At 48.2% G+C, this 25,758-nt stretch carries 22 protein-coding genes; 11 read left to right on the top strand and 11 right to left on the bottom strand.

Annotated features, from left to right (window positions below; genetic code table 11):
- Positions 1-117 precede the first annotated feature (117 nt).
- The 4 genes from mazG to prfA are packed head-to-tail and all read left to right on the top strand — an operon-like array spanning position 118 to position 3,885.
- Positions 118-912 (top strand): nucleoside triphosphate pyrophosphohydrolase, encoded by a 795-nt coding sequence (mazG, locus tag B5F83_RS00160; RefSeq protein WP_087275638.1) that lies wholly within the window; start codon positions 118-120, stop codon positions 910-912.
- A gap of 2 nt (positions 913-914) precedes the next feature.
- On the top strand, positions 915-1,637 hold the full coding sequence (locus tag B5F83_RS00155) for a tRNA threonylcarbamoyladenosine dehydratase (protein WP_087275633.1): 723 nt from the start codon (positions 915-917) through the stop codon (positions 1,635-1,637).
- Between the two features lie 26 nt (positions 1,638-1,663).
- Positions 1,664-2,791: a hypothetical protein gene (locus B5F83_RS00150; protein ID WP_087275630.1), complete on the top strand. Its 1,128-nt coding sequence runs from the start codon at positions 1,664-1,666 to the stop codon at positions 2,789-2,791.
- Positions 2,792-2,799: 8 nt separating this feature from the next.
- Entirely contained in the window at positions 2,800-3,885 is a 1,086-nt protein-coding gene (gene prfA, locus B5F83_RS00145; RefSeq protein WP_087275627.1) for a peptide chain release factor 1, read from the top strand.
- Between the two features lie 30 nt (positions 3,886-3,915).
- Here prfA and B5F83_RS00140 read toward each other — a convergent pair whose 3' ends face one another.
- The gene (locus tag B5F83_RS00140) at positions 3,916-4,935 is read right to left on the bottom strand and encodes an NAD(P)H-dependent glycerol-3-phosphate dehydrogenase (RefSeq protein WP_087275624.1); all 1,020 of its coding nucleotides are present in this window, start codon (positions 4,933-4,935) and stop codon (positions 3,916-3,918) included.
- Between the two features lie 140 nt (positions 4,936-5,075).
- On the opposite strand from B5F83_RS00140, the gene B5F83_RS00135 reads away from it, so the two are divergent.
- On the top strand, positions 5,076-5,543 hold the full coding sequence (locus B5F83_RS00135; RefSeq protein ID WP_087275621.1) for a nucleoside deaminase: 468 nt from the start codon (positions 5,076-5,078) through the stop codon (positions 5,541-5,543).
- Positions 5,544-5,583: 40 nt separating this feature from the next.
- On the opposite strand, the gene bioD is transcribed toward B5F83_RS00135, so the two are convergent.
- The 6 genes from bioD to B5F83_RS00105 are packed head-to-tail and all read right to left on the bottom strand — an operon-like array spanning position 5,584 to position 13,617.
- On the bottom strand, positions 5,584-6,231 hold the full coding sequence (gene bioD / locus B5F83_RS00130) for a dethiobiotin synthase (protein WP_087276190.1): 648 nt from the start codon (positions 6,229-6,231) through the stop codon (positions 5,584-5,586).
- 25 nt (positions 6,232-6,256) lie between these two features.
- Positions 6,257-7,036: a malonyl-ACP O-methyltransferase BioC gene (gene bioC / locus B5F83_RS00125; RefSeq protein ID WP_087275618.1), complete on the bottom strand. Its 780-nt coding sequence runs from the start codon at positions 7,034-7,036 to the stop codon at positions 6,257-6,259.
- Complete coding sequence (locus B5F83_RS00120) at positions 7,027-7,743, bottom strand: pimeloyl-ACP methyl esterase BioG family protein (RefSeq protein WP_087275615.1); 717 nt, start codon at positions 7,741-7,743, stop codon at positions 7,027-7,029. The genes bioC and B5F83_RS00120 overlap by 10 nt, the downstream gene beginning before the upstream one ends.
- A 2-nt stretch (positions 7,744-7,745) precedes the next feature.
- Positions 7,746-8,897 carry an 8-amino-7-oxononanoate synthase gene (locus tag B5F83_RS00115; protein WP_087275612.1) on the bottom strand — a complete coding sequence of 384 codons (1,152 nt, stop codon included), beginning with the start codon at positions 8,895-8,897 and terminating at the stop codon, positions 7,746-7,748.
- Positions 8,894-11,119, bottom strand: coding sequence for an adenosylmethionine--8-amino-7-oxononanoate transaminase (gene bioA / locus B5F83_RS00110; RefSeq protein ID WP_087275609.1), 2,226 nt, complete (start codon positions 11,117-11,119; stop codon positions 8,894-8,896). The genes B5F83_RS00115 and bioA overlap by 4 nt, the downstream gene beginning before the upstream one ends.
- A gap of 8 nt (positions 11,120-11,127) precedes the next feature.
- Positions 11,128-13,617 (bottom strand): ATP-dependent Clp protease ATP-binding subunit, encoded by a 2,490-nt coding sequence (locus B5F83_RS00105; RefSeq protein ID WP_087275606.1) that lies wholly within the window; start codon positions 13,615-13,617, stop codon positions 11,128-11,130.
- A 196-nt stretch (positions 13,618-13,813) separates the two neighbouring features.
- On the opposite strand from B5F83_RS00105, the gene B5F83_RS00100 reads away from it, so the two are divergent.
- The 6 genes from B5F83_RS00100 to B5F83_RS00075 all read left to right on the top strand — a co-directional run bounded on the left by B5F83_RS00100 (position 13,814) and on the right by B5F83_RS00075 (position 19,387).
- Positions 13,814-14,392 carry a hypothetical protein gene (locus B5F83_RS00100; RefSeq protein WP_143822421.1) on the top strand — a complete coding sequence of 193 codons (579 nt, stop codon included), beginning with the start codon at positions 13,814-13,816 and terminating at the stop codon, positions 14,390-14,392.
- A 108-nt stretch (positions 14,393-14,500) separates the two neighbouring features.
- Positions 14,501-16,105 carry a Zn-dependent hydrolase gene (locus B5F83_RS00095; protein ID WP_239383779.1) on the top strand — a complete coding sequence of 535 codons (1,605 nt, stop codon included), beginning with the start codon at positions 14,501-14,503 and terminating at the stop codon, positions 16,103-16,105.
- A gap of 8 nt (positions 16,106-16,113) precedes the next feature.
- On the top strand, positions 16,114-16,608 hold the full coding sequence (locus tag B5F83_RS00090) for a NifB/NifX family molybdenum-iron cluster-binding protein (protein ID WP_087275597.1): 495 nt from the start codon (positions 16,114-16,116) through the stop codon (positions 16,606-16,608).
- Positions 16,609-16,633: 25 nt separating this feature from the next.
- Positions 16,634-17,536, top strand: a complete 903-nt coding sequence (locus B5F83_RS00085; RefSeq protein ID WP_239383778.1) for an arginase family protein — start codon at positions 16,634-16,636, stop codon at positions 17,534-17,536.
- 427 nt (positions 17,537-17,963) lie between these two features.
- Positions 17,964-19,109 (top strand): site-specific integrase, encoded by a 1,146-nt coding sequence (locus B5F83_RS00080; RefSeq protein ID WP_087276184.1) that lies wholly within the window; start codon positions 17,964-17,966, stop codon positions 19,107-19,109.
- Positions 19,110-19,111: 2 nt separating this feature from the next.
- Positions 19,112-19,387 carry a hypothetical protein gene (locus B5F83_RS00075; protein WP_164484245.1) on the top strand — a complete coding sequence of 92 codons (276 nt, stop codon included), beginning with the start codon at positions 19,112-19,114 and terminating at the stop codon, positions 19,385-19,387.
- 244 nt (positions 19,388-19,631) lie between these two features.
- Here the strand turns inward: B5F83_RS00075 and B5F83_RS00070 are convergent, their stop codons facing one another.
- From B5F83_RS00070 to B5F83_RS00055, 4 genes are all read right to left on the bottom strand, one after another.
- A complete protein-coding gene (locus B5F83_RS00070) occupies positions 19,632-22,061 on the bottom strand; it encodes a right-handed parallel beta-helix repeat-containing protein (RefSeq protein WP_087275594.1) in 2,430 nt (809 codons plus the stop codon).
- Positions 22,062-22,310: 249 nt separating this feature from the next.
- Positions 22,311-23,177 (bottom strand): DUF6562 domain-containing protein, encoded by an 867-nt coding sequence (locus tag B5F83_RS00065; RefSeq protein WP_087275591.1) that lies wholly within the window; start codon positions 23,175-23,177, stop codon positions 22,311-22,313.
- 12 nt (positions 23,178-23,189) lie between these two features.
- Entirely contained in the window at positions 23,190-24,251 is a 1,062-nt protein-coding gene (locus tag B5F83_RS00060; RefSeq protein WP_087275588.1) for a DUF6562 domain-containing protein, read from the bottom strand.
- Positions 24,248-25,366, bottom strand: coding sequence for a DUF3575 domain-containing protein (locus B5F83_RS00055; RefSeq protein WP_239383776.1), 1,119 nt, complete (start codon positions 25,364-25,366; stop codon positions 24,248-24,250). Before B5F83_RS00055 ends, B5F83_RS00060 begins: the two co-directional genes overlap by 4 nt.
- Positions 25,367-25,758 lie beyond the last annotated feature (392 nt).

The following is a 25,758-nucleotide window of genomic DNA, read 5'->3' as shown; positions in this document are numbered from 1 at the left end:
ATATCTTTATATTGTTATATTGTCAATTCCGGTTCCGGATCCGGATGCATCCTGCAAAAGTAGGAATTTTTTTATAATTTTGCGCCTGTTTAAAAGCGATTTAATAATTTGTGATATATGGAAATAAACAGAGAAAGGCAGAAAGAGGCTTTCGGCCGGCTTCTTGACATAATGGACAGGCTCCGGGCCGAATGTCCCTGGGACAGGGAGCAGACCATGGCTTCGTTGCGTCCCAATACGATAGAGGAAGTTTACGAGTTGAGCGACGCCATCAATTCGGGAGAGATGAAGAATGTGGCCAAGGAACTCGGCGATGTCCTGCTGCATGTCGTGTTTTATTCCAAGATTCTTGAAGAAAACGGCGATTACGACATCGAAAGTGTCATTAATTTTCTGTGCGACAAGCTTATATACCGTCATCCACATGTATTTTCGGCAACGGAAGTCTCGGGTTCCGCCGAGGTGGTACGTAACTGGGAGGAGCTGAAAATCAAGGAGAAGGACGGAAACAAACGCATACTTTCCGGTGTCCCGGGCGCATTGCCGGCCCTCATAAAGGCCTACAGGATGCAGGAAAAGGCCCGTGCCGTAGGCTTCGACTGGGATGAAAAATCCCAGGTGTGGGACAAGGTGCGCGAAGAACTCGGCGAATTCGAGGCTGAAATCAAGGAAGAAAAAATATCCAAAGACAGGGCGGAAAGCGAACTCGGGGACGTGCTTTTCTCAATCGTCAACGCGGCAAGGCTCTACGGCCTTGAGCCTGATACGGCCCTCGACCGTACCTGCGAGAAATTCCGCCGCCGCTTCACCTATCTTGAGGAACATACCATCAGGCAGGGCCGCAGTCTGAAAGAGATGTCCTTGCCTGAGATGGACGAAATCTGGGACGAAGCCAAATCCAAGGGCCTTTGATTATGGACAGGACCTGGCAGAGCAGAACGGAAATGTTGCTCGGCGGGAAGACTCTCTCGCTGCTGTCCCGCTCTACCGTCGTCGTAGCGGGCGTGGGCGGTGTGGGAGGCTATGCTGCCGAGATGCTGTGCAGGGCAGGTGTGGGCCGGCTCGTGCTTGTCGATGCGGATGCGGTGGCCGAAACGGACATAAACAGGCAGATAACCGCCTTGCATTCGACCGTAGGCCGCAGCAAGTGCTCCGTCCTTGCCGGCAGGTTGAAGGACATCAATCCCGAGGCGGAGATAGTAACCGTGGAAAAATATATGGATGCCGATGACGTGGCCGGTATCATAGGCGGTCTCGGGGCCGATTTCCTCGTGGATGCCATAGATACCCTTTCCCCGAAACTCGCCCTTATAAAATATTGTGTCGACACTTCCCTTCCCTTCGTGAGCTCAATGGGCTCCGGGGCCAAGACCGATGCCACGGCGGTAAGGATTTCGGACATATCCAAGTCGCATAACTGCCCGCTCGCATACGTCATAAGGAAGAAGCTGAGGAAGATGGGCATATACCGCGGTTTCAAGGTCGTCTATTCCGAGGAACTTCCCGACAGGGGGGCGGTTGTGGAATGCGAAGGAAGGAACAAAAAATCCATGGTTGGCACCGTAAGCTATATCCCTGCCGTATTCGGATGTGCCTGCGCCCAGGCGGCGATTGAATTTTTCCGCGATTTTGATTAATTTTGCAAATTATTTGTCGTTATCCTATGGCAGTGTCATATATTATAAGAGAGGTCAAGGGCAAAAGGGATCTGAAAAGGTTTATCGGATTCCCTTTGGAACTTTACAGGGATTGCCCCCAGTATGTGCCGGCGCTCAACGGGGATCAGATGCATTCGCTTACGGCTGCGGCGCCCTTGCGTTATTGCGAGAGCAGGCTGTGGCTTGCCGAAGATGCTTCGGGCAAGGTAGTCGGGCGTATAGCCGGGATGATCAACCCGCGTTACAATTCCCTGTACGGAAAAAAACGGGCCCGTTTCGGGTGGTTCGACGTAATCGATGACTATGAACCGGCGCGCATGCTGCTGGATGCTGCCTGCGAATGGGCAAAGGCCAGGGGCATGGATGAAATCCACGGCCCGTTGTATTACAATACCATGGGAAAGCAGGGCATGCTGGTGGAAGGCTTCGAAAACACCCCTCCTTTCAATTGCCTGTACAATTATCCTTATTATCCGGCCTTTGTCGAAAAATACGGTTTTGTCAAGGAACTCGACTGGATACAGTACAAGGCCAAGGCCAACCAGGGGCTTCCGGAAAGGATGGAACAGATGGCCGAGCGCCTGATGTCCAGGTACAGGCTCCGTGTTGCCGATATAGGCAAACTGAAAAAGGACAAGGCCCTGGTACTCGATTTTTTCAAAAAATACAACGAAAGTTTTGCGAGCGTTCCGAATTTCATCCCATACGACGATGCCGAAATAGAGGAGGAGGCACGTCAGGTCATCCGGATGCTCAGCCCCGATACCAACTGCATCCTGCTGGATGAGAACGACCAGATAGCGGCATTCGGGATTTGCTTCCCGAGCATATCCGAAGCCCTGAAAAAGGCCCGGGGCCGTCTCTTCCCGTTCGGGTGGTTCCATCTTTTGCAGGCTTTCGCTCCCAGGCATATCGAAGTGCTCGACCTGATGCTGACGGGAAATGCCCCGAAATACCAGAATACGGGGATTTCCGTAATAGTGCATAAGATTCTGGCAGACAATTTCAAACGTCTTGACATAGACTATGCGATAACCAATCCGCAAGTGGAGACGAACAATGCGGTGAATGTGTGGGAACGGTATGAGCACGAGCCGTATATGAGAAGAAGATGTTATATTAAAAATATATAGGAAAATAAATGGCAGATTATTCGATAATAGAGAAAATCGACGGATTGAAGGAAAAATTCCAATCCCTCCAGAAAGAACTGGCTTCTCCGGACATCATTTCCGACATGAAGCGTTACGTGCAGTTGAACCGGGAGTACAAGGAACTTGAGCCGGTGATTTCGGCCGGTGAAAAATACAGGAAACTCGTCGGCGAGTACGAAATGGCCAAGGATATAATATCCAACGAGAAGGATGAGGACCTGAAAGAACTCGCGCGCGAATCCCTGGCCGAAGTAGAGCCGCAGTTGCCGAAAATGGAGGAGGAGATAAAATTGCTTCTCATACCGAAAGACCCTCAGGATTCGAAGAACGCCATAGTCGAAATCCGCGGCGGTACAGGCGGGGACGAGAGTGCCATTTTTGCCGGCGACCTGTTCAGGATGTATTCGAAATACATTGAAAGGAAAGGCTGGCGCATGGAAGTGACTTCGCAGTCGGAAGGTGCTGCCGGAGGTTTCAAGGAAATCATATTCAAGGTAATGGGCGAGGGAGTCTACGGTGTCCTCAAATACGAGTCCGGAGTACACCGTGTGCAGCGTGTCCCGCAGACTGAAACACAGGGGCGTGTCCATACGTCGGCCGCTTCCGTGGCGGTGCTTCCGGAAGCCGAAGAATTCGATATCGAGCTTAACATGAATGATATCCGTAAGGATACGTTCTGCTCGTCCGGTCCGGGAGGCCAGTCGGTCAATACGACCTATTCCGCCATCAGGCTCACCCATATCCCTACCGGTCTCGTAGTGCAGTGCCAGGATGAGAAATCCCAGCTGAAGAATTTCGACAAGGCCCTGAACGAGCTCCGCACGAGGCTGTACAATCTCGAATACCAGAAATATCTGGACGATATTTCGGCCAAGCGCAAGACCATGGTGTCTACAGGAGACCGTTCCGCAAAAATCAGGACATACAATTATCCGCAGTCGAGGGTGACCGACCACAGAATCAATTATACGATGTACAATCTTCCGTCATTCATGGACGGGAACATCCAGGAAGTGATAGACCAGCTGACGATAGCGGAAAATGCGGAAAGACTGAAAGCTGCCGGAGAATAATCCGGCAGTTTCCGTTTATTCCAGATATGTTTATTCCAGATATTTTTCCAAGGAAGCCATGGCTTTTCTGGCGGATTTCCCGTTGTAAAGGATGTCGTGTACCGTGTCTGCTATCGGCATGAACGCCTTATGTCTCAGGTTTATATGCCTTATGCAGTCAGAGGCGAAATAGCCTTCGGCAATCATTGTCATCTCGTTGAGGGCGGACTTTACGCTGCATCCTTTGCCTATGAGCAGGCCCAGCCTTCTGTTCCGGCTGAGTGTCGAGTAGCAGGTGACGAGAAGGTCTCCGAGATAGGCCGATATGTTAGTGTCCCTTGTATACGGGTAGCTCACGTTCAGGAATTCCCTCATTTCTCTGGAGCAGTTGGATATCAGCACGGCTCTGAAATTGTCGCCGTAGCCCAATCCTACCGATATGCCTACCGCTATTGCGTAGATGTTTTTCAGAATCGAGGCGTATTCGGCCCCGTAGATGTCATCCGAAAAAGTCAGGTGCATGTACGGCGTGGACAGTTTTTTCCCGATTATTTCCCCATTCCTGTCATCTGAACAGACTATTGTCAGATAGGACAGTTTTCTTGCGGAAACCTCTTCCGCATGTGTCGGCCCGGTGATTACGCCCATCCTTTTGAAAGGTATGATGTATTTGTCGTGCATGTATTCGGTCGGAGTCTTGTAGTCGCCCTGTACTATTCCCTTTATGGCCGATACGATGAATTTGTCATCAAGGGACACCTGAAGGTCCTCCAGGAAGATTTTGATGAAGGCGGAAGGCATGGCGAGGAAAACTATGCCGGCCTTCTCGATTACTTCGTTTATATCCGGGGATACATGCAGCCTGCTTCTGTCCAGTTCCGCGTCCCTGACGTATTTGCAGTTGTATCCGTATTTGGTCACGGACTCGATAATGTCCGGATTGCGTATGTTCCAATGGACTGTGTTCTCGTTTTCGCACAGGACTTTGACGATGGCGGTAGCCCAGCTTCCGTAACCTATGACGGCGCATTCGGTGTCCCGGTCAAGCACTATCTGATTGTTAATCCTCATTGTATCTTCTGTTTCGGGAAAAACCCATATTTTCAACAATAATCCAAATTTGACATTTTTTTTTGAATAGTCCAAGATTCGGCCCCTCTTTTTGGAAGAAAACGTCATCCTTTTGCAAGAAAACCGTATCTTTGTTTATTATGACGAAGGAAGAACTTATGAGGGAAGCCATAAGGCTTTCGGTTGAAAATGTGAAAAACGGAGGCGGCCCATTCGGTGCGGTGATAGCTCGCAACGGGGAAATAGTGGCCACCGGGGTGAACAGGGTTACCGCGGACTGCGATTCCACGGCCCACGCCGAGGTCAATGCCATAAGGGCGGCCTGCAAGGCATTGGGGCGTTTCGAACTTTCGGGATGTGAGATTTATACCTCCTGCGAGCCATGCCCGATGTGTCTCGGAGCCATATATTGGGCGCATCTGGACAGGATGTATTATGGAAACGACAAAAACGATGCGGCAAGGATAGGCTTCGATGACGCATTCATATACAAGGAAATCTCACTTTCCCCGTTGCAGCGGAGGCTCGTGTCACTCAGGCTGCTTCCCGAAGAGGCTGCAAAGGCCTTTTCTGACTGGGAAGGGAAGGAGGACAAGACGAGGTACTGAAAAGCTGTTTCTGGATTCCCGTCCCGGACACGTGCCGGGCTTACGGGTGCAATACCGGTACTTCGATGAACAGTGCCTGAGGAAAATGCCTGTCCAGATACTTCTTTATGTAGTTTCTGGTGTCGTCCCTTATGGTCGTGTCCTTTATGTCGGGGAAAAGGTTGTACATTACGGCCGCAACTTCGATGTTCCTGTTGCGTATCGCCTCGAAGCTCAGGAGGGTATGGTTTACGCTTCCCAATTTTCCCGAAGTGACGAAAATCAGCGGATACCCGCTTTCCTTTATATAATCTATCGTGAGCATGGTTTCCGTGAGGGGTACCATCAGCCCGCCGGCCCCTTCCACGAGCACTATGTCGTATCTCTCGGCCAATATATCCGTACATCTTCCGATTTTTCCGAAATCGATTTCCCTCCGGTCTATCGCCGATGCCAGCAACGGCGAGGCGGGATAGGAGAATATTTCAGGCATGGTCAGGCCTTCGCGGTCTTCTTCGGTCAGTCCGGTACCCATTATTTTCCTGTGGAGCTCGATATCTTCCGAACGTCCGGTATTGCCTGTCTGGATGAATTTCTGCGTTATCGTTTTCACTCCGTTTTCGTTCAGGCATCTGGCAAGATACCCTGTGGCATAGCTTTTTCCTGCATCGGTGTCTATGCCGCTTATGAAGTAAATCCCTTTTTTCAGTCCGTCAGTATTTTTCATCATTGTCTCAGTTTTTATTTGCTATTATATGTATCGGGTGGTATGTGAGGGGTACTTTCCCGTCTTCCCTCCCGAAGGCCGCGGAATATTTTTCCGCGAATGATTCCAGTGTCTTTTTCGTCCAGCTTTTCTTTGCCGATGTGGCTGTGACTCCGGTGCTTTTAAGGTGTCTTACGGCTTCTGTAGGCGAAGAGAACCATATTTCGGTGTTTTCTTCCGTACTTGCGAGTATGCCGAAGCCTGTTTCGCCAAGCAACGTCTTGATTTCCTGCATTCCCGGATAATTCAGTCCTGCATTTGTTATCTGCCTGATTTCCTTGAGGTTGTTTTCTCCGAAGGTGGAAAATGCCAGCATCCCTCCGTCGTTGAGGCTGGAACGGCATTTCAGGAAGAAAGCCCTCAGGTCGTAAAACCATTGTATCGCTGAGCAGGAAGTTATAAGTGTCAGCCCTTCGGGAAAACGGATGGCCTCGGCGTCTCCGTGGATGAAGACGGCCTTCCCTCCGGAAGCCTGTCCTGCAATGTCCTCCATTTCCGGGCAGATGTCGTTGATGTACAGGTGCTCCGGGTTGAAGATGCTGCAAATCAGGCCTGTATATATTCCGGTGCCGCAGCCGATTTCCAGGACTCTGGAAAATGTCCCGGACGTCGCGGCTTGTCCCAGCATTTCGCACATTTGCACGGCGATGTGCCTTTGCACCGAGGCTTCCCTGTCGTATGTGCCGATGGCTTTTGCAAAACGTTCCCTTATCAGGGCCTTGTCTATCCTGTCCCCTGTCATCTGCATGCTAATATTTCGGTTCTCATGATGTCTTCGCAATAATGCGCCCCGTCGGCAAGCGTATATGCGGTAGCGGCCTCATCCCAGAATCTCTGCTGGTTCGCGGCGGGGAAGATTCTGTCTTTGCTACATACGACGGCTCCCGTCCATATCCTGCTTATCCTGCTTCCGTCGGGCTTTTCATTGTCTTTCCGCTCCTTTTCGTCACGGTATCTCGTCCAGATTGAGGCAAGTTCGTCCCTGAGGCTGCCGATGTCTCTTTCCGGAGCCTTTTCCATGAAAGTCCTGAATGTCCCGGCATCCCCGCACATCCTCCGGCGGAATCTGTCCACTGTGTCCGCAGCCTTTCCGGATGCTTCCGAAAGATTTTCCAAGGTGCCGAGGAAAATGTTTTCAGGAATGCCGTATAAGTCATCGGCCGGAAGCGGAGTGCCGTTGATTGCTATGGCCTCCGATATGTTTCCCAGTATGTTTTCATGACCGTTCAGTACATGTTCCGCGGCCCAGACCCCCATGGACCAGGCAGTTATTTTGATTTTTCCGTATTCTTCGAGAATCCCGTATCCGAAACCAAGGTCCGTATAGTCGTAGCATATCATCAGGTCGGCATCCCCGGAAGCATAATCTGAGAAAGGATGGAAGTCCATTCCCCATCCGGCAAAGAAAAGCGACAATGTGCTGCGGCCTTTTCTTGTTATGAAATGCTGTATCATGGCTATAGCAATTCCGACAGTGTGTCTATTTCCGTTTTACTCATGTTTGCGGTAAGCGAGAGCCTCAGCCTCGATGAACCGGCAGGTACCGTCGGCGGCCGTACCGGAAGCACGTAGAAACCTGCCTCCTGGAGGGCGCCCGCCTTTAGTACGGCGGCCTGGCTGTCCCCTGTTATTATGGGTATGATATGTGATGTCGAAGGGGAGCAGAACCCTTTCGCGGCCAGCCTTTCACGGAAATATCCGGATATTTCCCGCAGGCGCTCCCTCTCGTTTTTCATTCCGGGAAGCCGGCTGATTACGAAATCCGTCCATTTTATGTTGAGCGGAGGGAGGGCTGTGGAGAAAATCAGTGTTCTCATTCTGTTTATCAGGTATTCGCGGATCAGACCGTCGCATACGACGTATGCCCCTGCCGAGGCTGCCGCTTTTCCGAATGTCCCCACCAGCAGGTCTATCTCGTCCGTCACTCCCAGTTCTTCGGCGCAGCCGCATCCGTTGTCGCCCCTTGTCCCGAAAGCATGGGCTTCATCCACATACAGCATTATATTGCCGTAGCGGTGTTTGAGGTCCACGAGCCTTGCAAGGTCGGCCTCGTCTCCGTCCATGCTGAATATCGATTCCGTTACTATGAATATTTTCCTGAAGCCTGCTGCGTTGTCTTCCACGAGACGTTGGAGCTGCACGTAGTCATTGTGCCTGTAACGTACGTATTTCGCTCCCGAGAGCCTTATTCCGTCGATGATGCTAGCATGAACGAGCTTGTCGGCAAGGATGAGCGAGTTACCGTCGCACAGTGCCGGAAGGATGCCGGTGTTTGCGTGATAGCCGCTGTTGAATACGAGGGCGGCTTCTTTTCCGAAGAGTCCTGCCAGCCTTGCCTCAAGTGCCCTGAATTCGGGAAAATTGCCGGTAAGCAGGCGGGAGGAGGAAGAAGACGGGAGTTCTCGGCGGATGTCCGTGCTGTCGGAAAATTCTTTCCATAATTTTCCTTCCGCGGCGATTCCGAGGTAGTCGTTTGAGGAAAAATCGAGCATTTTTCTGCCGCGCGAGAAGATGTATCTTCCTTCGTGGGCGATTTCCGGAAGGCTTCTGAAATTTCCCGACACCTTCAATTTTTCCAGTTCTTCGGAAAATGTCTCTTTTATGTTCATAGTTCTCCTGTGATTTTTACAAGTGCCCCGGTGAGTTTTGAGAGCTGGTCCACGGTTATTACGAAAGGAGGCATGATGTATACGAGTTTTCCGAAAGGTCTTACCCATATTCCTTCTTCAACGAATCTTCTCTGCATATATGCCATGTTTACAGGCTCTTTCGTCTCTATGACCCCGATTGCTCCAAGAACCCTTACATCGGCAACGGCCCTGTGTTTTCTTGCCGGCTCGAGTTCCCGCCTCAGCTGGTCCTCTATTTCCTTTACCCTGCCCTGCCAGTCATTGTCGAGCAGCAGCCGGATCGAGGCGCAGGCTACCGCACAAGCCAAAGGGTTGCCCATGAATGTAGGCCCGTGCATGAATGAATGCGGATAATGATTCGAAATCATGTCGGCCACCTTGTTGGAAGCCAGGACTGCCGACAAGGTCATGTAGCCTCCGGTAAGTGCTTTCCCTACGCACATTATGTCCGGTTCCACACCGGCGTGTTCCCAGGCGAACATTTTCCCTGTCCGGCCGAAACCGGTGGCTATTTCATCGAAAATCAGGAGCAGGCCATGTTCCTTGCAGAGCCTGTCGGCTTCTATCAGGTATTGCGGGTGATAGAACCTCATTCCTCCGGCCCCCTGGACTATCGGCTCAAGTATGAGGGCTGCAAGTTCTCCCGATTTGCGTTCTATCGTCTCTTTAAGGGGCTCTATGTCGCGGGGATTCCATTCTCCGGAAAATGTGGATTCGGGTGCGGGAACGAAATGCCTTATCGGAAGGGCAGTTCCGAACAGGGAATGCATCCCGGTTACGGGGTCGCACACGGACATGGCGTTCCATGTGTCTCCGTGATATCCGCTCCTTATGGTGACAAAATTGTTCTTTTCCGGTTTTCCGGCAGCGAACCAGTATTGTACGGCCATTTTGAGGGCGACTTCCACGGCTACCGAGCCGGAGTCCGCATAAAATATTTTCTGCATGGAGGGAGGGGCTATCCCGAGCAGCAGCCTGCCGAGCTCTACTGCCGGTTCATGCGTAAGCCCTCCGAACATCACATGGGACATTTTTTTCAGTTGTTCTTCGACGGCCCTGTTCAGCACCGGGTTGTTGTATCCGTGGACTTCACACCACCATGAAGACATCCCTTCGATGAGTTCCCTTCCGTCTTTCAGCGTAAGCACGGCGCCTTCCGCATGGTCCGCAAAATACACGGGCAGGGGGTTGGTGGTGGATGTATATGGATGCCACAGGTGGTTCCTGTCGAACATGGATTGAGGCAGCGAATATCCGCAGCCGATCGCCATCTTTTTGTCATCTTCGACTTTTGAGCCTATTGTGGTCAGCAGGTCTCCGACTATTGCCGAATTTATTCCGCAGAACATTGATTTCCTTATGCAGTTTTCGGAAAGCCTTCCCCTCCCTCCGGCAAAACGGAGGTATGCTTTCGGGTTAATGAACCTGAAAACGGCCACGGTCATTATTATGTCTTCTTCGGAGATAGGTGGCGTATGCTCCAGCGGAGTCCCCGGAATAGGGGAGAGGATGTTGATTGGGATGGAAGATACTCCGAGCCGGTTTACCGTGAATGCGAGTTCGATTCTCTGCTCCATGCTTTCGCCCATTCCTATTATCCCTCCGCTGCAAATTTCCATTCCGGCTTTCCTGGCAGCCTCGATTGTGGCTATCTTTTCTTCCTGCGAATGGGTGGTGCAGAGCTTCCCGAAATGGGACGGCGCCGTTTCGAGGTTGCAATGGTATCTCGTAACCCCCGCTTCATGCAGTTTGCGGAGGCTTTCTTCGTCTATCAGTCCCAAGGAAGCGCAAAGCGGAATCGAGGAGTGCCTTCTCAGATACCTTACACGGTCGCATATTTTTTCCATTTCCGCCTTAGAAGGCCTTTTGCCGCTGGTGACCAAAGAGAAGCGTGCCACCCCCTGGTTCTCGTTGTATCTGGCGTGCCTGAGTATTTCTTCCCTGTCAGCCAGGCCGTAGACCCCGGTCTTGGTGTCATAATGGGCGGACTGGGCGCACCATTTGCAGTCTTCCGGGCATTTCCCGGATTTTGCGTTGATAATCGAGCACATGTCGAATTCGTTTTCCGCCATTGCCACGGTGATTTCATGTGCTGCTTCGTATACGCCTTCCCTGTTTTCGTTGTTTGCAAGCCATAGCGCCTGCTCCATGTCGATTCCCTGTCCGGAGAGAACGGCATTTTTAAGATATTCTATTGTCATTGTTGTATTCAAACGATTTCTATTTTTTTCTCCGAAGTGCCCCTTGAAAGCCTGAAAACGATTTTCCTGCGTTCCGAGGAGCCGGCCTGTCCTGTCTTGATGCGGATGATTTCATCGGCTGCCGGGTTTTCTATGAGGTTCTGTATGGCGCGTTTCAGAGGTCTGGCCCCGAATTTCGGGTCGTATCCCTTTTCGGCTATGAGCCTTTTCACTCCTTCGGATATTTCGAGTACGTATCCGTTTTCCTTCATCCTCCTTTTCAGTTTTGAAAGTTCTATGTCGGCTATTTTCAGCATGTCGTCCTTCGTGAGCGGGTTGAAATGTACCTGCACGTCGATTCTGTTCAGGAATTCGGGAGGGAAAATATTCCTGATGGCCTTTTCGGCCGCGCTTTTCCTTCCTGCGTTTTTCTGTTCCTCGCCGGAAAGGAACCCGAGTCCGTCTCCGAAATCCTGCATTTCGCGGCTGCCGGCATTGGAAGTCATTATGATTATGCAGTTTCTGAAATCAATGTTCCTTCCGTTGCTGTCGGTGAGTTTCCCCTCGTCCATGATTTGCAGGAGCATGTTGAAAATGTCCGGATGCGCCTTTTCGATTTCATCCAAAAGCACTACCGAATACGGGTGTTTCCTGACCTTTTCGCTCAGTTCTCCGCCGTTGTCGTATCCGACGTAGCCCGGAGGGGCCCCGATTAACCTTGAGGATGTGAATTTTTCGGAAAATTCGCCCATGTCAACGCGGATAAGGCTGTCCTGCGAGCCGAAAATCCCTTCGGCCACGGCTTTGGCAAGTTCGGTTTTCCCGACTCCCGTAGGTCCGAAGAAAATGAATGTGCCGATGGGTTTTCCCGGGTCTTTCAGTCCTGAACGGCTCCTTTTGATGGCATTTGCCACGCTGTCCACGGCTTCGTCCTGCCCGATGATTCTCCGTTTTATCCAGTCTGAAAGCGAGGACAGTTTCTCGGCTTCGCTTTCGGCTATTTTCTCCACCGGTATTCCGGACATTTCCGATACTACGGCTGCTATGTGGTCTGCGGTCACGGTCATTTTCCCGCTCTTTTCCGGTTCGTCGTTCCCGGAAAGCTGTTCGTTCATGCTCCGCTCTTTCCTGAAAAGGGCCGCCGCCTTGATGAAATCCCCGGATTTTGCCGCCTGCTGTTTCTCGCTTTTTATGGATGCAAGCTTATTGTACAGCCTCAGGGCCTTGGAGTCGGTTCCTGTGGCCGACAGGTGCAGCATGGAGCCGGCCTCGTCCATCGCATCGATGGCTTTGTCGGGAAGGGCTCTTCCGTTTATATACCTTTCCGTCAGTCTAATGCATTCGCGCAGGGCCTCTTCCGTGTAGACGACCCCGTGGTAGTCTTCATATTTGCCTTTTATGCCTTTCAGTATGGCGAGTGTCCCGTCAAAATCCGTCGGCTCGACAGGGATTTTCTGGAAACGCCTTTCAAGGGCGGCGTCCTTTTCGACCGTTTTGGTGAATTCCTCCCTCGTGGTGGCCCCGATGCACTGGATTTCCCCCCTCGCCAGCGCCGGTTTGAGCATATTTGCGGCATCTATCGAGCCTGATGCGCTTCCCGCCCCGATGATGGTGTGTATTTCGTCTATGAAAAGGATTATGTCCTGCCTCTGGGACAGTTCGTTTATTATGGACTTTAGCCTTTCTTCGAATTCTCCCCTGAATTTCGTTCCCGCTACGACTGACGGCATGTCGAGCGATATGATTCTCTTGCCGATGAAGTTCTTGGGTACCCTGTGCCCGGCAATCTTGGCCGCAAGGCCTTCGACTATGGCGGATTTTCCAACGCCGGAATCTCCGATAAGGAGCGGGTTGTTCTTCTTCCTTCTTCCGAGAATCCTGATGAGCCGTTCGATTTCTTCTTCCCTCCCTATGACCGGGTCCAGCCTGCCGCTTTCCGCTTCCGAGGTGAGGTCAGTACCGAATTCCTGAAGCATTGACACGGGTCTGGCCGGAGCCTGCCGCCTTTCATTGGGCCGTTGTCCTTCATGGAGCTGTTGCCCTTCATCGGGTTTTGCCCGGTTTCCGGCCGGGCGGTTTTCCGGCAGTCCGGCATTCCTTACAATGTCCTCCAGGCTTATTCCCTGCTTTTCGAGTATGTCTTTCGCGCGGCTTTCCTTACTGCCCAGTATGGCGCAAAGAAGATGCAGCGAATCCACTTTTTCCGTATTTTCCTTTTTTGCTTCGGATATCATTTTTCCCAATACGTTCTGCGCTTCAACGGAAGCCGGCAGGGGAATTTCTTCATCGTATGGCGGTGCCGGCACGACCCGGTATATATTGTCGAGTTCGAGCTTGATTTCCTTCGTGTCCGCATCGAGGGATTTCAGTGTCCTGTATGCCCTGTTGTTCCCGTCCCGGAGTATGGCAAGGAACAGATGGTCCGGCCTGATGTTTTCGTTGCCCAACCTCTCCGCTTCCTCCCGGGCCAGCAGCATTATCCTGTTGACTTCCCTCATTATATACATGTTGTCCTTCATACAAAGAATGAAAATAAGCCGTAAATATACTTTAACTTTCGTTTACGTACAAACTTTGCCGTCCCGTTTGCCTGTTTTTGCAGCGTTTTCCTCTATGTTTGCATCTATGGACCCAGTGGACGTTTACGATATTGCCCGAGCATCTGCTGCTGCCCGGTATGGAATGATGTTTAATTTTATAATAATTTTTAACGACATGAAAAAAATTCTTTTGTTTATGGCCGTTCCGGCCCTGATGCTGTTTGCCTGCAAGCCGATAGAAGGCGAGCCTTCGGTCGAGTATGATATCGACTTTGTCGCAAATGAAATGGAGGCGATGGCCGTTCCTCCAGAACTGGTCGGGATGGTGCTGGATATCGAGGCCGAGTACCATTTGTTCGCCATCAATATGTCCGACAACGGTTTGGCCGCCGATGACTCCGATTTGCCAAACTCGACTTATTTCGTTGCCGGATTTTTCTATGATGCGGAAAATGCCGTTTTCCCTTTGAAAATAGAGGACGGGGTCTATAAGTATGATGCCGGCAATCCTTCCGCATCCGGAAACCTTGTGCCTGAAATGTGCTATTATACAAGAACAGGGGAGGTTATAAGCGATATCGAGGTGGAATATATTGAGGATTTGTGCTTTACCGACGTGACACTTACGGTTGTGACTGAAGGAAACACCCAGAGATTCGAACTGGTAGCCACTTTGGAAGACGGTCGCACGGCGCGTGCGGTTTATACCGGGAATGTCGCGTTTGAAGAACTCGGCTGGGAAGATTACGTATAATTTTTACTATCTTTGTGAGGCCGCGGGATTACGGGTCCCGTGGCCTGTTGTGAAAATTTATGTTAATCTTTAAGTGATATGAAGTTTTCAAGAACCTTTTTACCGGCTATGGCAGCAGTTGTTTTGGCCGTTTCGTGCAATGGCACTTCAGGGGGTGAATCCCCGCTCCAGTCCAAGGTGGACGAGTATGCTCCGTTTGAACTGACTTCCCCGCTGGCGGCTTCGCTTACGGAAAACGAGAAGCAGATTGTCGAAATATTTTTCAGGATTGCGGACATTACCGACAACCTGTTCTGGATGCAGACTTTCGGCGACAAGGCTTTGATGGAAGCGGTCGAGGATCCTGTGGCAAGGGAGTTTGCGATGATTCAGTACGGGCCGTGGGACAGGCTCGATGACAACAGGCCGTTCATAGAAGGCTATGGCGAAAAACCGGCGGTATGCAATTATTATCCCGAGGACATTACCGAGGAAGAATTCGATTCTTTCGACGACCCTGACAAGGATTCGTGGTATACCGTGCTGCGCCGCAATGATGACGGTTCGTTGAAGACCGTCTGGTATCATGAGGAATATGCGGCCCAGGTGGCGGAAATGTGCGCTTTGCTGGAGCAGGCGGCAGCCCTTGCCGAGGATGAGGGTTTGAAAAACTATCTTCTCAAACGTGCCGAGGCCTTCCGTACTGATGATTATCTTGAGAGCGACCTCGCATGGATGGATATGAAGGACAGCAGGATAGATTTCGTTGTGGGTCCTATCGAGAGTTATGATGACAAGTTCCGTGAGACAAAGACTTCATACGAGTCGTTCATTCTTCTCAAGGACGAGCAGCGGAGCAAGGAACTGACAAAGTTCATAGCCATGTTGCCGGAACTCCAGAAAGAACTTCCGTGCGCTCCGGAATACAAGACTTTCGTACCAGGAACGTCTTCCGACCTTAACGTTTATGATGTGGTGAATTATGCCGGTGACTGCAACGCCGGGAGCAAGACCATTGCCATCAATCTCCCTAATGATGAAAGGGTTCATCAGATGAAGGGTACGCGCAGGCTTCAGCTGCGGAATGCCATGCAGGCCAAATTCGATAAAATCATGATGCCTATCGGGGAACTTCTCATGGAGCCTTCTTTGACGGAGCACCTTAAATTCGATGCGTTTTTCTGGAATGTCACCTTCCATGAGGTGGCCCATGGTCTGGGAATCAAGGAAACCATAAACGGCAAGGGCAGCGTTGATGCGGTCATGGGTACCGAAAAGACTTCCTGGGAAGAGGCCAAGGCCGACATTCTCGGGCTTTTCATGGTTTGCAGGCTTATCGAGAAAGGTGAAATCACCAATATCACCGTTGAGGATGCCATCACTACCTACATTGCCGGGATTTTCCGCTCGGTGCGTTTCGGCGCTGCTTCTTCGCACGGCAATGCCAATATGATGTGTTTCAATTATATGAATAAGGCCGGTGCGTTTACGAGGAATGCGGACGGAATCTATACGATAGATTTTGCAAAGGCCAAGGAGGCCATAAACGGCTGGGCTGATTTGATTATCACCACTCAAGGCGACGGCAACGTGGAATTTGCCGCAAAATACAGGAAGGAAAACGGAAGCATAACCCCTGAATTGCAGGCCGATCTCGACCGCATCAATGCAGCCGGGATTCCTCGCGACATAAGGTTCGTCCAGGGTCCCGAGGTGCTTTTCGGTGAAAAATAATTATCATAATGAAAAAAATAGTTTTGCCTGTCCGTGACGGGCGCATCGATGACCACTTCGGCCATTGCGAGCATTATTCAATCGTAAGTGTGGACGATTCCGGTAAAATTATCGGCATCGAGGACATGCCTTCCCCGCAGGGCTGCGGTTGCAAGTCGGGCGTGGCCGCTGTTTTCAAAGAGAAGGGCATAACCGTCATGCTTGCGGGAAACATGGGCGCCGGAGCGCTCAACAAGCTGAATGAGAATGGTCTTACTGTGATTCGCGGTTGCAGCGGCCCTGTGATGGATGTAGTGAACGATTACCTTGCTGGACGTCTGAGCGATTCCGGCGAGAGTTGCCGAAACCATGAGCATTATGACGGTGACGGGCACTCCTGCCATGAAGAAGAAGGTCATTCCTGCCATGGGGAAGCCGAGCATTCATGTCATGGAGAAGGCGGGCATGAGGGACATGACGGGCATTCATGCCATGGAGGCAGTGGCGGATGGCATGTGGTTTAATTAATTTATGCAGTAGTGTCGTACCATGTTCAGCTATTCCTCCGGTTCGTCTGTCGTGGAAATGTCCGGCCCGATGCAGCGCTCTGTCGATGTGAAGCATCGAATTCCGGCATCTTCCGCTCCTGTCATAATGGATTTTACCGGAACCTACGGGGAGCAGCCTTTTGCCCGGGACGGAAACTTCAACTGGTTGGACTGTAGAGGAATTCAGGGGACGGATTGTTATTGCGATGAAGAAGGCGGGGCGGCTTTGGGGAAACTCATTGCCGCCTTTTCTCCTTATGGCCTGCATTTTCTTGATTCGGGAAATTACCATTATCTGACAAAACTCTGGACGGACAGGATTCGTGAGCCTTTTTCACTTGTGCTTTTCGACCATCATACAGATATGCAGCCTCCGATGTTCGAAGACCTGCTTTCCTGCGGTGGCTGGGTGAAGAAAATGCTTGACACCAATCCTTTCCTGCAAAAAGTCTTGATTGCCGGGGTGCCGGAAAGCGAGGCCGTCAAGGTGCGCTCGGAGCGGGTTCTGACGATATCCGAAGAATGGATGGCTTTCGGACTACGAGCTTTTGAGCCGGTGCAGGCATTGTTTTGTAGCGGGCAATCTGTCGGTGTGCAATCCCTTTCAGAATATGGGACTTGCGATTCGGAAGACAGACAATCCTCGGATATCCCAATATATATTTCGGTTGATAAGGACGTGCTTTCCAAAGACTTTGCATCTACGAACTGGGACCAGGGCAGTCTTACCCTCGAACTTCTTTCAGGTGCAATCGCCATGTTGCTTGACTGTTTTAATGTCATAGGCATGGACGTATGCGGCGAACCGGATTCATCGGACGTCCTTTTTTCTGACGAAGCATGTATGCTTAACTCCGCCGCTAATGAAAGGCTTCTGGCCCTGTGGCAGGGATTGGGGCGGTAGGTCCCTTGCTATCCATGGCGCACGCTATAAAAGTTATGTAAGCAAAAAACATTTATGGGTGTGCCCCATAGAATACAACCATCCTTGTTGTGGATCAAAGAGTGCGATATTCAGATTTTGTCTTAAAAATTTAACAAATTATCAGCAAACATACAATAATAGTCTATATCTCTGGAAAAATCTAACGAATGAGAGAAAATAATGATGGCGGTACTGGTGTTCAATGACTTATGAGGACTTTTGATGAAAGCCTCGCCGATGCAAAAGTGCAAGGAAATGAAAGGTAATGAGGGCGGACGGTTTTCAAATCATTACCCGATAGAGAGGTAAGTTTATAGGTCGTTGGAGTTTATTTCTACTCTCTGCCATATTCTGCATAACAATGTACAACTCGCTGATAACTAATTTTGTAACAAAAAAGAATTGGATTGTGCGAAGTACATTTAAGGTGCTGTTCTACGTGAACGGAAGCAAAGAGAAAAACGGTATTGTCCCGATTATGGGGCGAGTTACAATCAATGGCTCGGTGGCTCAATTCAGTTGCAAACTGACCATTGCAAAAACAATGTGGGATGCCAAAGGCAACAGTGCAAAAGGCAAGAGCAAAGAATCGCGAGACATCAATTTGGCTTTGGATAACATCAAGGCTCAAATCATCAAGCACTACCAACGCATTTCGGATAGAGAAGCCTATGTAACTGCCGAAATGGTTCGCAATGCCTATCAGGGTATCGGAACGGAGTATGAAACATTGCTGGGTGCTTTTGATAAGGATAATGAGAGTTTCAAGAAGTGTTACAAGCGGAGTGATATTTCTATGCTTGAACTTACTCCCGACTTCATCAAGGAGTATGAAATCTATCTTTCTACTGATGCAGGGCTACACAATGGAAGTGTGTGGTCGCATTGTATGTGGCTGAAAACAATCGTGGCTAAAGCACATTACAACGGTCTGACACCGAGTAATCCGTTTGCTCAGTATCGGGTAAATCAGAATATCAAAGAACGACAATATCTTACCGAAGATGAAATCAAGGCTGTAATGACACACGAGTTTGCAGATAAGAAGTTGGCTTATATCCGTGACTTGTTCGTATTTGCAAGTTTTACAGCCTTGTCATTCGTGGATATTAAGGAACTGACTACCGATGACATTGTAGAGATAAACGGTGAGAAGTGGATATTGTCGAAGCGACACAAGACAAAGGTCAATTTCCAAGTGAAATTGTTGGATATTCCATTGCAAATAATCAAGCGTTACGAGAGGTTTCAAGAGGACAAGTTGGTATTCCCTAATCTCAACTATTGGAACATCTGTAAACCATTGAAAAAGATGATAAAAGAGTGCGGAATTTCAAAGGATATTTTCTTTCATTGCACACGTCATGGATTCGCGACATTGGCTCTCAGCAAGGGTGTTCCCATTGAGAGTGTAAGCCGAGTATTGGGGCATACAAACATTACCACGACACAGAAGTATGCCAAGATTACCACCGAGAAAATAGACAAGGATTTGACGATGTTTGGCAACCGACTTAATCAATCGTTTAGTGAAATCTCAATAGCAATGTAACTATGGAACGAGCAATAATAACAATCAGCGAAAGCGGTAAAGTGAACATCTCAAGCATCAATGTATGGATGTTTGAAATGGAATTGGTGGAGTTGTTCATGGTGATAGCCCCGACACTCCGAGCCGCTATAAAAGCGATATACAAGAGTGGAGCACTTTGCCCTACAACTACTCAACGATGCGATTTAGCTACGCCTAAAAGTTGGGCTACATTCTACAATCTTGAAGTGGTTATTGCTCTTGCATTTAGGTTGAATACCTATAAGCAGACAGGATAAGGCAAAAGGTGTTAGATGGTATTTGCCAGCGAAAAGAGAATAGAATTAGCATACTCCTATCGTTGGGGAGTATCGGGCATCAGATTTCACCAAGAGGGCTATGCTAATAAAGAATGAGACCTGCTATTCTCACGAACGGCAGGTCTCAACTAACTCTTATATGTAAATATCTATCAAGGGAATGATAGAGTTTCATTTATAAAGCTAAACCCGAATGAAGGGTGTAGTAATCAATGATTTATTTTTAATAAACTTTTACACCGTCAACAGTAACAGAGAGTTTATCTGTTCCCATTGAGTTTTTATTAGCCCAAAGAGTAGTGTTAGTATTGTAACCCTCGTCATTGATTGCAAAACCATTGACAACTGTATTGTTTACAATCAGTACGTACGAGCTTCCGTAATCATTACCGATTTCAATAGCAGCTTTCTTAACATCCAAACCACCATTATCGTTAAAGACGCTATTTTCAATGGTCAAATTTGTATTCTCTTGACCATAGAGAAGCATAGCTTTACCATCTGAATTGAATGTACATCCATCAAATGTAGCATTAGGAGCACCCCAAGTCCAAATATTGTAAACATCGCCAGACACATTAAAAGTACATCTCTCAAACTTGCTGTCACCATAAAGTGTGTATGTGCCATTGATTACACAATTCTTGTAAGTACCTTTGCAACGAGCATAGCCAATATAAGTTGAACTATTTGTAGTAATAGTAATGCCTTCAAAAGTTACCGTAGAACCATCAAGACCATAGTCACAGTTTTCGTAACCTGTGCCAACTTTAGTAACAGCTACCTCTACATCTTCAGGAGTACCCGTACCTATAAATGTCAGAGTCTTTCTTTGTGCTGATGATGGTATTACATAGTTACCTTGTGTCAAATTTATTGTAGTCGCTCCTGCAGAAATTGCATTTGTAATACCTTCGTTGCTTGAAGCAATATAATTGCCATTGGCATCTTTGACAAGTCCTTCTGCGTAAGTATTGATACCCTTGATAGTGATATTGCAATTTGTACCAAGTTCACCATCTTTTAGGTTGTATAGAATATTACCGCTTACACTGCCTGCATCAAAGCCGCTTGCTGTACAGTTTTCAATGTTCACGTTGTAAGGAGTCTTATGGGAATCAATTTCAATGGCAGCCTTACCATCTACGGGTTCTGTTGCGTTGAATACACAATTTTTAAAGTTTGCCGTATGCCATTCTGAAAGAGTTTCTCCGTATACCAAAGCGGATTTACCTGCTGAATTGAACATGCAGTTTGTAAATGTGGCTGTTTTGGCTCCGTATGTCCATACGTTATAGCGAGCGTTCGATGTTTGATTGAAGACGCAATTGGTGAATGTTTCTTCAATGCCATAAGCCCAATATTCGTTTTCAAAAACGCAATCGGTGTATTTTAAGACATTTGTGTGATAGAATCCAACGTAGTCTTCACTCTCTTTCACGATGGTAACATTTGTGAAATCAACAGATGTATTATGAAGAGCTACGCCATCTGACAAGTCAATCTTCGCATCTTTGTTTGCACCAGAAATTTTCAAAATCTTATCTCTTACAGAAGGCATCTCCCACAAACCTGCAGCCAATTCGATTTCTGTTGCGCCCGCATTAATAGCATCTTCTATCGTTTTGTAATATGTATTATTTGCTTTTACACCATACGCAACACCATTATTGTATTCACCATCATAAATCGGGTCGATTGAGATATTGAATGTAACATCACCTGTCAAAAGCTGACCGAGAATGTTTGTTCTCCAGTTACGCTGAACTGGAACAGCGTTAAGACCTTCGCTAAAGTTGATATTATTACCACTTATAGGAGCAAAAGTGAAATCCAAACCGTCTAATGTAGTCTTTGCATAACCTGTTGTAGCATCATTAGCCAATATGTAACTCATTGAAAGGTAAACATAATTCTCCTTTGTGCCGTCATTATCTAAATCAACATCCAATGTTTCAGGAGTTGTGAACTTTGCAGGGATAATATCAAAACCATACTCGACAGTTTCTTCTCCATCAACTTCACCAGTAAGCAAATTGATAGATGTTGCCGCTTTTTCAATAGTCACCTTTGATTTTTCTATTTCAATTCCTGAAGCAACAGCTGCGTTCCAATCATCCTCAGTTACACCCACATTGATTTGAGCAAAAGGACGCTTCAACACAACATCAATATCTGCATTACCTGTTACGGTAAATGTCTCAGCCTTAAAGAATGCATCACGAGTCTCATCATTGTTAAGACCTGTATAATCAACCGTAACATTCTTCAAATCAGTTGTTGTATAAGCAGTACAATTTGGATTCTGAGCCCAAAAAGCCACTGTATATTGCTGACCTTTAGCCAAAGTAATGGTTACATTTTCAGTAAGGCCATTGTCAAAAGCACTATTATCAACAATCTGCCCATTTACATCTGCATTTGCAGTTGTTTTAATGAGTTCACCATCAGCATTATAAACTGCATATACCAACTTCTTTGCACCTGTACCATCACTGATAGCACGGGTAGCGATACCACCATCGGCTGCAAGCGAGAACGTCACCTGAGCCTCGTTTCCTGACTGAACTACATCCAGTTCGTCATTCGAACACGATGTTGCCAGCAGCATACCGGCTGCTGCGAACATACCTAAGAATAATTTCTTGTTCATCTTTGAAAAATTTAATTGTTAAACAAATAGTTATTTTGATTTTCTTGTTTCTTAATGTTTGCCACATTCCTTGTGAATGTCGCACCCATTGTCGAGGGCTATTATGTCTATGCAGAACCGAGTATTATCATCAATCTGTCGTTTCCTGCTGATGCAGGGTAAAGGTCTCTGAACTGTTCCTCACCTTTGCGGATTTTACTCGATTCTTTTTCTGATGGCTTTAACTCGTTATCAGGTTATACTTCTATGTCAATTCTCTTGTAGCAGCGTAAAGTCCCCTGCTATGTTGCTTCTTTGGTTCGCCCCAATCTCCACCTGCGGGAATTTCACAGTCTTTCTTGCATTACCATCTTTCAGAGTAAGTTCGGCAGAAATTTTCGTGGCTGTGGTCGGGGCTAACACATAGCCCATAGCGAGATAGTTATATTCTGTGCCGTCAGCCGAGAATGTCTCGGCTGTGGTTTCGCTGAAATTCCAAGTGTAATCGGCTGTTCCGCTTACGGTATTGGTGAACGGATAGAAAGTATCGGGAACTGCTTTTGCCTTGAATGTAGCTTGCATCGGTGTTCCCGTTGTTCCCACATTGATTTGAGCCAATGGACGGACAAGTTCAACGGGATAACTGCAATCTCCTGTAATGGTAATATCCTCCATTGTGGCAAAGAATGCGTCCATTGCTTCTGCCTCAGAGAATGTAATCGGACTGGGCAGAGGATTCATTACGATGGCGGTCAGATCATCTATGTCGTAGATGTTCTGATTGCCATCATACGCCCAAAAGACAAAACTGTATGTCTGTTCCTGCGCCAATGTGAGCTGCACATCTACCGAAGTGCCATTGATAGGGAATGATTGGCGGTCTATTTCGTAATAACTCCAACTGCCACCGTTGTTGGTGTGTACATCGGCAACCCCCTTTTTGAATATCCCCACGATGAGAGTATTCACTTGTTCTGCCTTACCGAATGCACGGGTACGGGTATCAGTTGGGAGTGTAGCGGTGAAATTCACTTGAACATCGCCCACATCGTGCAAATCATCGGAACAGGATTGTATGCCTACCATAGTCAAGGCAAGCATCGCCAATATCTGTATGTTATGTAGTAGATTCTTCATTATGTCTATCTGTTAGGGGAAAATGAGGTTATGGTCTCCGTCGAAGTCGGGATTGATGGTTACACCTCCCGATGCTTCAGACATCAGGAACATACCCGTAAGTATGGTATGGTGGCTACGCTTTAATGGAACTTCTATCGGCTCGGTCAATGAAAGTTGTGTACCCTCATTGTCGTAGACACCTATCTGCACCGTTACAGCCGACTTCTTGCCGTTCACAAATACATAGTCAAAGCCCATTGAGGCCTCCGATTCGGAGAGCTTCTTCAAAGTAGATTCAAACATCACTCCCGTAGAGGAATCCACAGGCCTGTCGGTATGCATACTATAAGCGTGGGGCATAAATCCCACATAGTAGAACACCACCTTGTAATCCTCGATGTTTACGGCTCTTGTCGGGGTATCATCGGTTGATGCAGCCTTGTTTCCGTTGGCTTTTGATGCAATACGGGTAGATTCCTTGTCTATGAACTCCACCACATCGTTGGTGACGAACTCAAACTTGGCAAGAGGACGTTGCATCACCACATCAAGCGTATCGGGCAAGCGTTCCATATTGTCCGCTACAAGAGTTATGTTGTTCGTACCTCTGAAAGCATCACGGTAATCATTGTTTCCCTTATGGTCGCCTTGCAAGGTGATTTCTGCGAAGTTATCGGCATTGTAGAAATGGCTGTCGCCACTTGTCTGCACCAAATCCGACCATACCATAAAATTGTAGTTGCCGGGGAGAACATCAAGTGTCACTTCGTGGTCGTAACCCTCAGCTATATCCTTTGTAAAAACGAACTCCTGTGTATAGTCCTGCATCGTGCGTTGCTTCTCCGATATAGGATAGGCACGGACGATGTAGCGTATCTTGCCATAATCACGATGATTGTCGTATGTCTCGCCATATCCCTGCTCAATGACCTCTGCACCATCGTAGAGGTGTTCCCATTCGGTCATATCCGTTTCATAGTTCAAACGAAGATGCAGTTTTACAAATTCTGGCGTTTCTGGCCACTCGTGAACATCACAAGCCGAAAAAAGCAGAATCGGCAGGCATATAATAAGGTATAGAATCTTTCTCATCGCTTGCCTCCTTTCTTTTTTAAGTCAAACGAATAGGAGAATGATACCGCTGCTTGGTCAATGCCCCAATAGGTCTTCTTGATGCTCTCTATCATCAGACCGACTTTCGTACGTGGAGTATTGTGGAACTTGTCGTAGTGACGGGAATATACACCTGCTCCGAGAGAGAACTCCACTCTCCAACGGTTGTTCTTGCTGATGGGCAGACGATAACCGATGCTCACACCTCCACCGATGGCAGGTGTCTCACGGTTATGGTCTTGGTAGCGGTAATCGCCATCAAAAGCAAAATTGTAATATGCCAAGCCGAAATGTACCCCACCGAAGAATCCGTCATTCTCTTCCGATAACCAATAGCGAAACTCAGGCTGAACGGCAAAGGTGCGGAACTTGATAGTCGATTTGAAATAGTCCCAAGCCGAATAATAGACAGGAAGAGTAAATGACCAATGCTTCGCCAAGTCTATTTCTGCGGCTACATTGGCAATAGCCATCCCTAAACCTATGGCATTTGTTTTCAAATGTAGTTTGCGGCTCCATCCCTCTACCTCAGGGATAAGCGTTTCTATAATTGCAGTTGTATCGTGAACAATCTCTACAACTTCAACGGGAGGTTCAACTACAACGGTATTAGGCACGATTACAGGCTCTTGCACGGGTGGTAACTCTTTCTTGTAAGTTACGAATACCGCAGAGGCATTTCGCATTTGCTCGAAGAAGAGTTTGTTCATCTGCTGCCATACCTTGCCTCCGTCCAATGCTTGCAACTTTACGATACGGTTGTCGATATGCATATTCGGATGATGATAGTCCACCAATCGAGCTTCTTCCTCCAAGATGGCAATTACTTCATCCTTGCGGACAAGTCCAGAATCCTCAATCTGAGATTTGAGATAGTCCCAAGGTATATAGCTGTCATTACGGGTAATGAGGCTGTCGGGAATATCCACCTCTTTGCGGACGAGTTTCTCAAGTGCTTCGAGACGACCACGTGCCAACTTGCGATTGAGTTGATAACTGCCTTCGGGAGAGGCTGCTCCACAGAAGGATACTTCAATGATGTTGATTGTACTGTCCTGACGGATTGTTCGTAGGAAATCTATTATCTCCTGCATACGGACGGCATTGTCCGAGTATGCGGAATCTATGACCGTACTGTTCACACGGAAATCAACACAGATTTCCGTGTGTCTCTCTTGCGAATGCGCAACACCTACACCAAACAGCAAGAGAATCAGTGTTATACAATATTTCTTAATGCGCATAAATCGAAATAACAGGTTACGTCTCTTTGGAAGAGTGATTTATGCGACATATCCTCATTGATTACGAGCCGGTTATTTGAATAGACCCAATATAGTTTGCTCAACAATCCACATCACCACTAAACAAAATCAAAATCGGACATAAATTTTTAGTGTAATTTGTTGCTATTTGCCGAAAAATGTGTACTTTTGCATCAGTAATCTCTTCTCTTCCAAAGAGATTTTCCCATTTGCTCAACAAT

Origin of the sequence: Muribaculum sp. An289, from assembly GCF_002159555.1 — a bacterium.
In the GTDB taxonomy this organism is placed as follows: domain Bacteria; phylum Bacteroidota; class Bacteroidia; order Bacteroidales; family UBA932; genus Merdivivens; species Merdivivens faecigallinarum.
The sequence above is the reverse complement of the archived record's forward strand: the minus strand, read 5'-3'. Positions and strand labels throughout refer to the sequence as shown.

What these genes read in the sequence shown, in the direction of transcription:
- mazG (WP_087275638.1), top strand. Translation starts at nt 118, where the DNA reads ATGGAAATAAACAGAGAAAGGCAGAAAGAGGCTTTCGGCCGGCTTCTT.
- B5F83_RS00155 (WP_087275633.1), top strand. Translation starts at nt 915, where the DNA reads ATGGACAGGACCTGGCAGAGCAGAACGGAAATGTTGCTCGGCGGGAAG.
- B5F83_RS00150 (WP_087275630.1), top strand. Translation starts at nt 1,664, where the DNA reads ATGGCAGTGTCATATATTATAAGAGAGGTCAAGGGCAAAAGGGATCTG.
- prfA (WP_087275627.1), top strand. Translation starts at nt 2,800, where the DNA reads ATGGCAGATTATTCGATAATAGAGAAAATCGACGGATTGAAGGAAAAA.
- B5F83_RS00140 (WP_087275624.1), bottom strand. Translation starts at nt 4,935, where the DNA reads ATGAGGATTAACAATCAGATAGTGCTTGACCGGGACACCGAATGCGCC.
- B5F83_RS00135 (WP_087275621.1), top strand. Translation starts at nt 5,076, where the DNA reads ATGACGAAGGAAGAACTTATGAGGGAAGCCATAAGGCTTTCGGTTGAA.
- bioC (WP_087275618.1), bottom strand. Translation starts at nt 7,036, where the DNA reads ATGCAGATGACAGGGGACAGGATAGACAAGGCCCTGATAAGGGAACGT.
- B5F83_RS00120 (WP_087275615.1), bottom strand. Translation starts at nt 7,743, where the DNA reads ATGATACAGCATTTCATAACAAGAAAAGGCCGCAGCACATTGTCGCTT.
- B5F83_RS00115 (WP_087275612.1), bottom strand. Translation starts at nt 8,897, where the DNA reads ATGAACATAAAAGAGACATTTTCCGAAGAACTGGAAAAATTGAAGGTG.
- bioA (WP_087275609.1), bottom strand. Translation starts at nt 11,119, where the DNA reads ATGACAATAGAATATCTTAAAAATGCCGTTCTCTCCGGACAGGGAATC.
- B5F83_RS00105 (WP_087275606.1), bottom strand. Translation starts at nt 13,617, where the DNA reads ATGAAGGACAACATGTATATAATGAGGGAAGTCAACAGGATAATGCTG.
- B5F83_RS00100 (WP_143822421.1), top strand. Translation starts at nt 13,814, where the DNA reads ATGAAAAAAATTCTTTTGTTTATGGCCGTTCCGGCCCTGATGCTGTTT.
- B5F83_RS00095 (WP_239383779.1), top strand. Translation starts at nt 14,501, where the DNA reads ATGGCAGCAGTTGTTTTGGCCGTTTCGTGCAATGGCACTTCAGGGGGT.
- B5F83_RS00090 (WP_087275597.1), top strand. Translation starts at nt 16,114, where the DNA reads ATGAAAAAAATAGTTTTGCCTGTCCGTGACGGGCGCATCGATGACCAC.
- B5F83_RS00085 (WP_239383778.1), top strand. Translation starts at nt 16,634, where the DNA reads ATGTTCAGCTATTCCTCCGGTTCGTCTGTCGTGGAAATGTCCGGCCCG.
- B5F83_RS00075 (WP_164484245.1), top strand. Translation starts at nt 19,112, where the DNA reads ATGGAACGAGCAATAATAACAATCAGCGAAAGCGGTAAAGTGAACATC.
- B5F83_RS00070 (WP_087275594.1), bottom strand. Translation starts at nt 22,061, where the DNA reads ATGAACAAGAAATTATTCTTAGGTATGTTCGCAGCAGCCGGTATGCTG.
- B5F83_RS00065 (WP_087275591.1), bottom strand. Translation starts at nt 23,177, where the DNA reads ATGAAGAATCTACTACATAACATACAGATATTGGCGATGCTTGCCTTG.
- B5F83_RS00060 (WP_087275588.1), bottom strand. Translation starts at nt 24,251, where the DNA reads ATGAGAAAGATTCTATACCTTATTATATGCCTGCCGATTCTGCTTTTT.
- B5F83_RS00055 (WP_239383776.1), bottom strand. Translation starts at nt 25,366, where the DNA reads ATGCAGGAGATAATAGATTTCCTACGAACAATCCGTCAGGACAGTACA.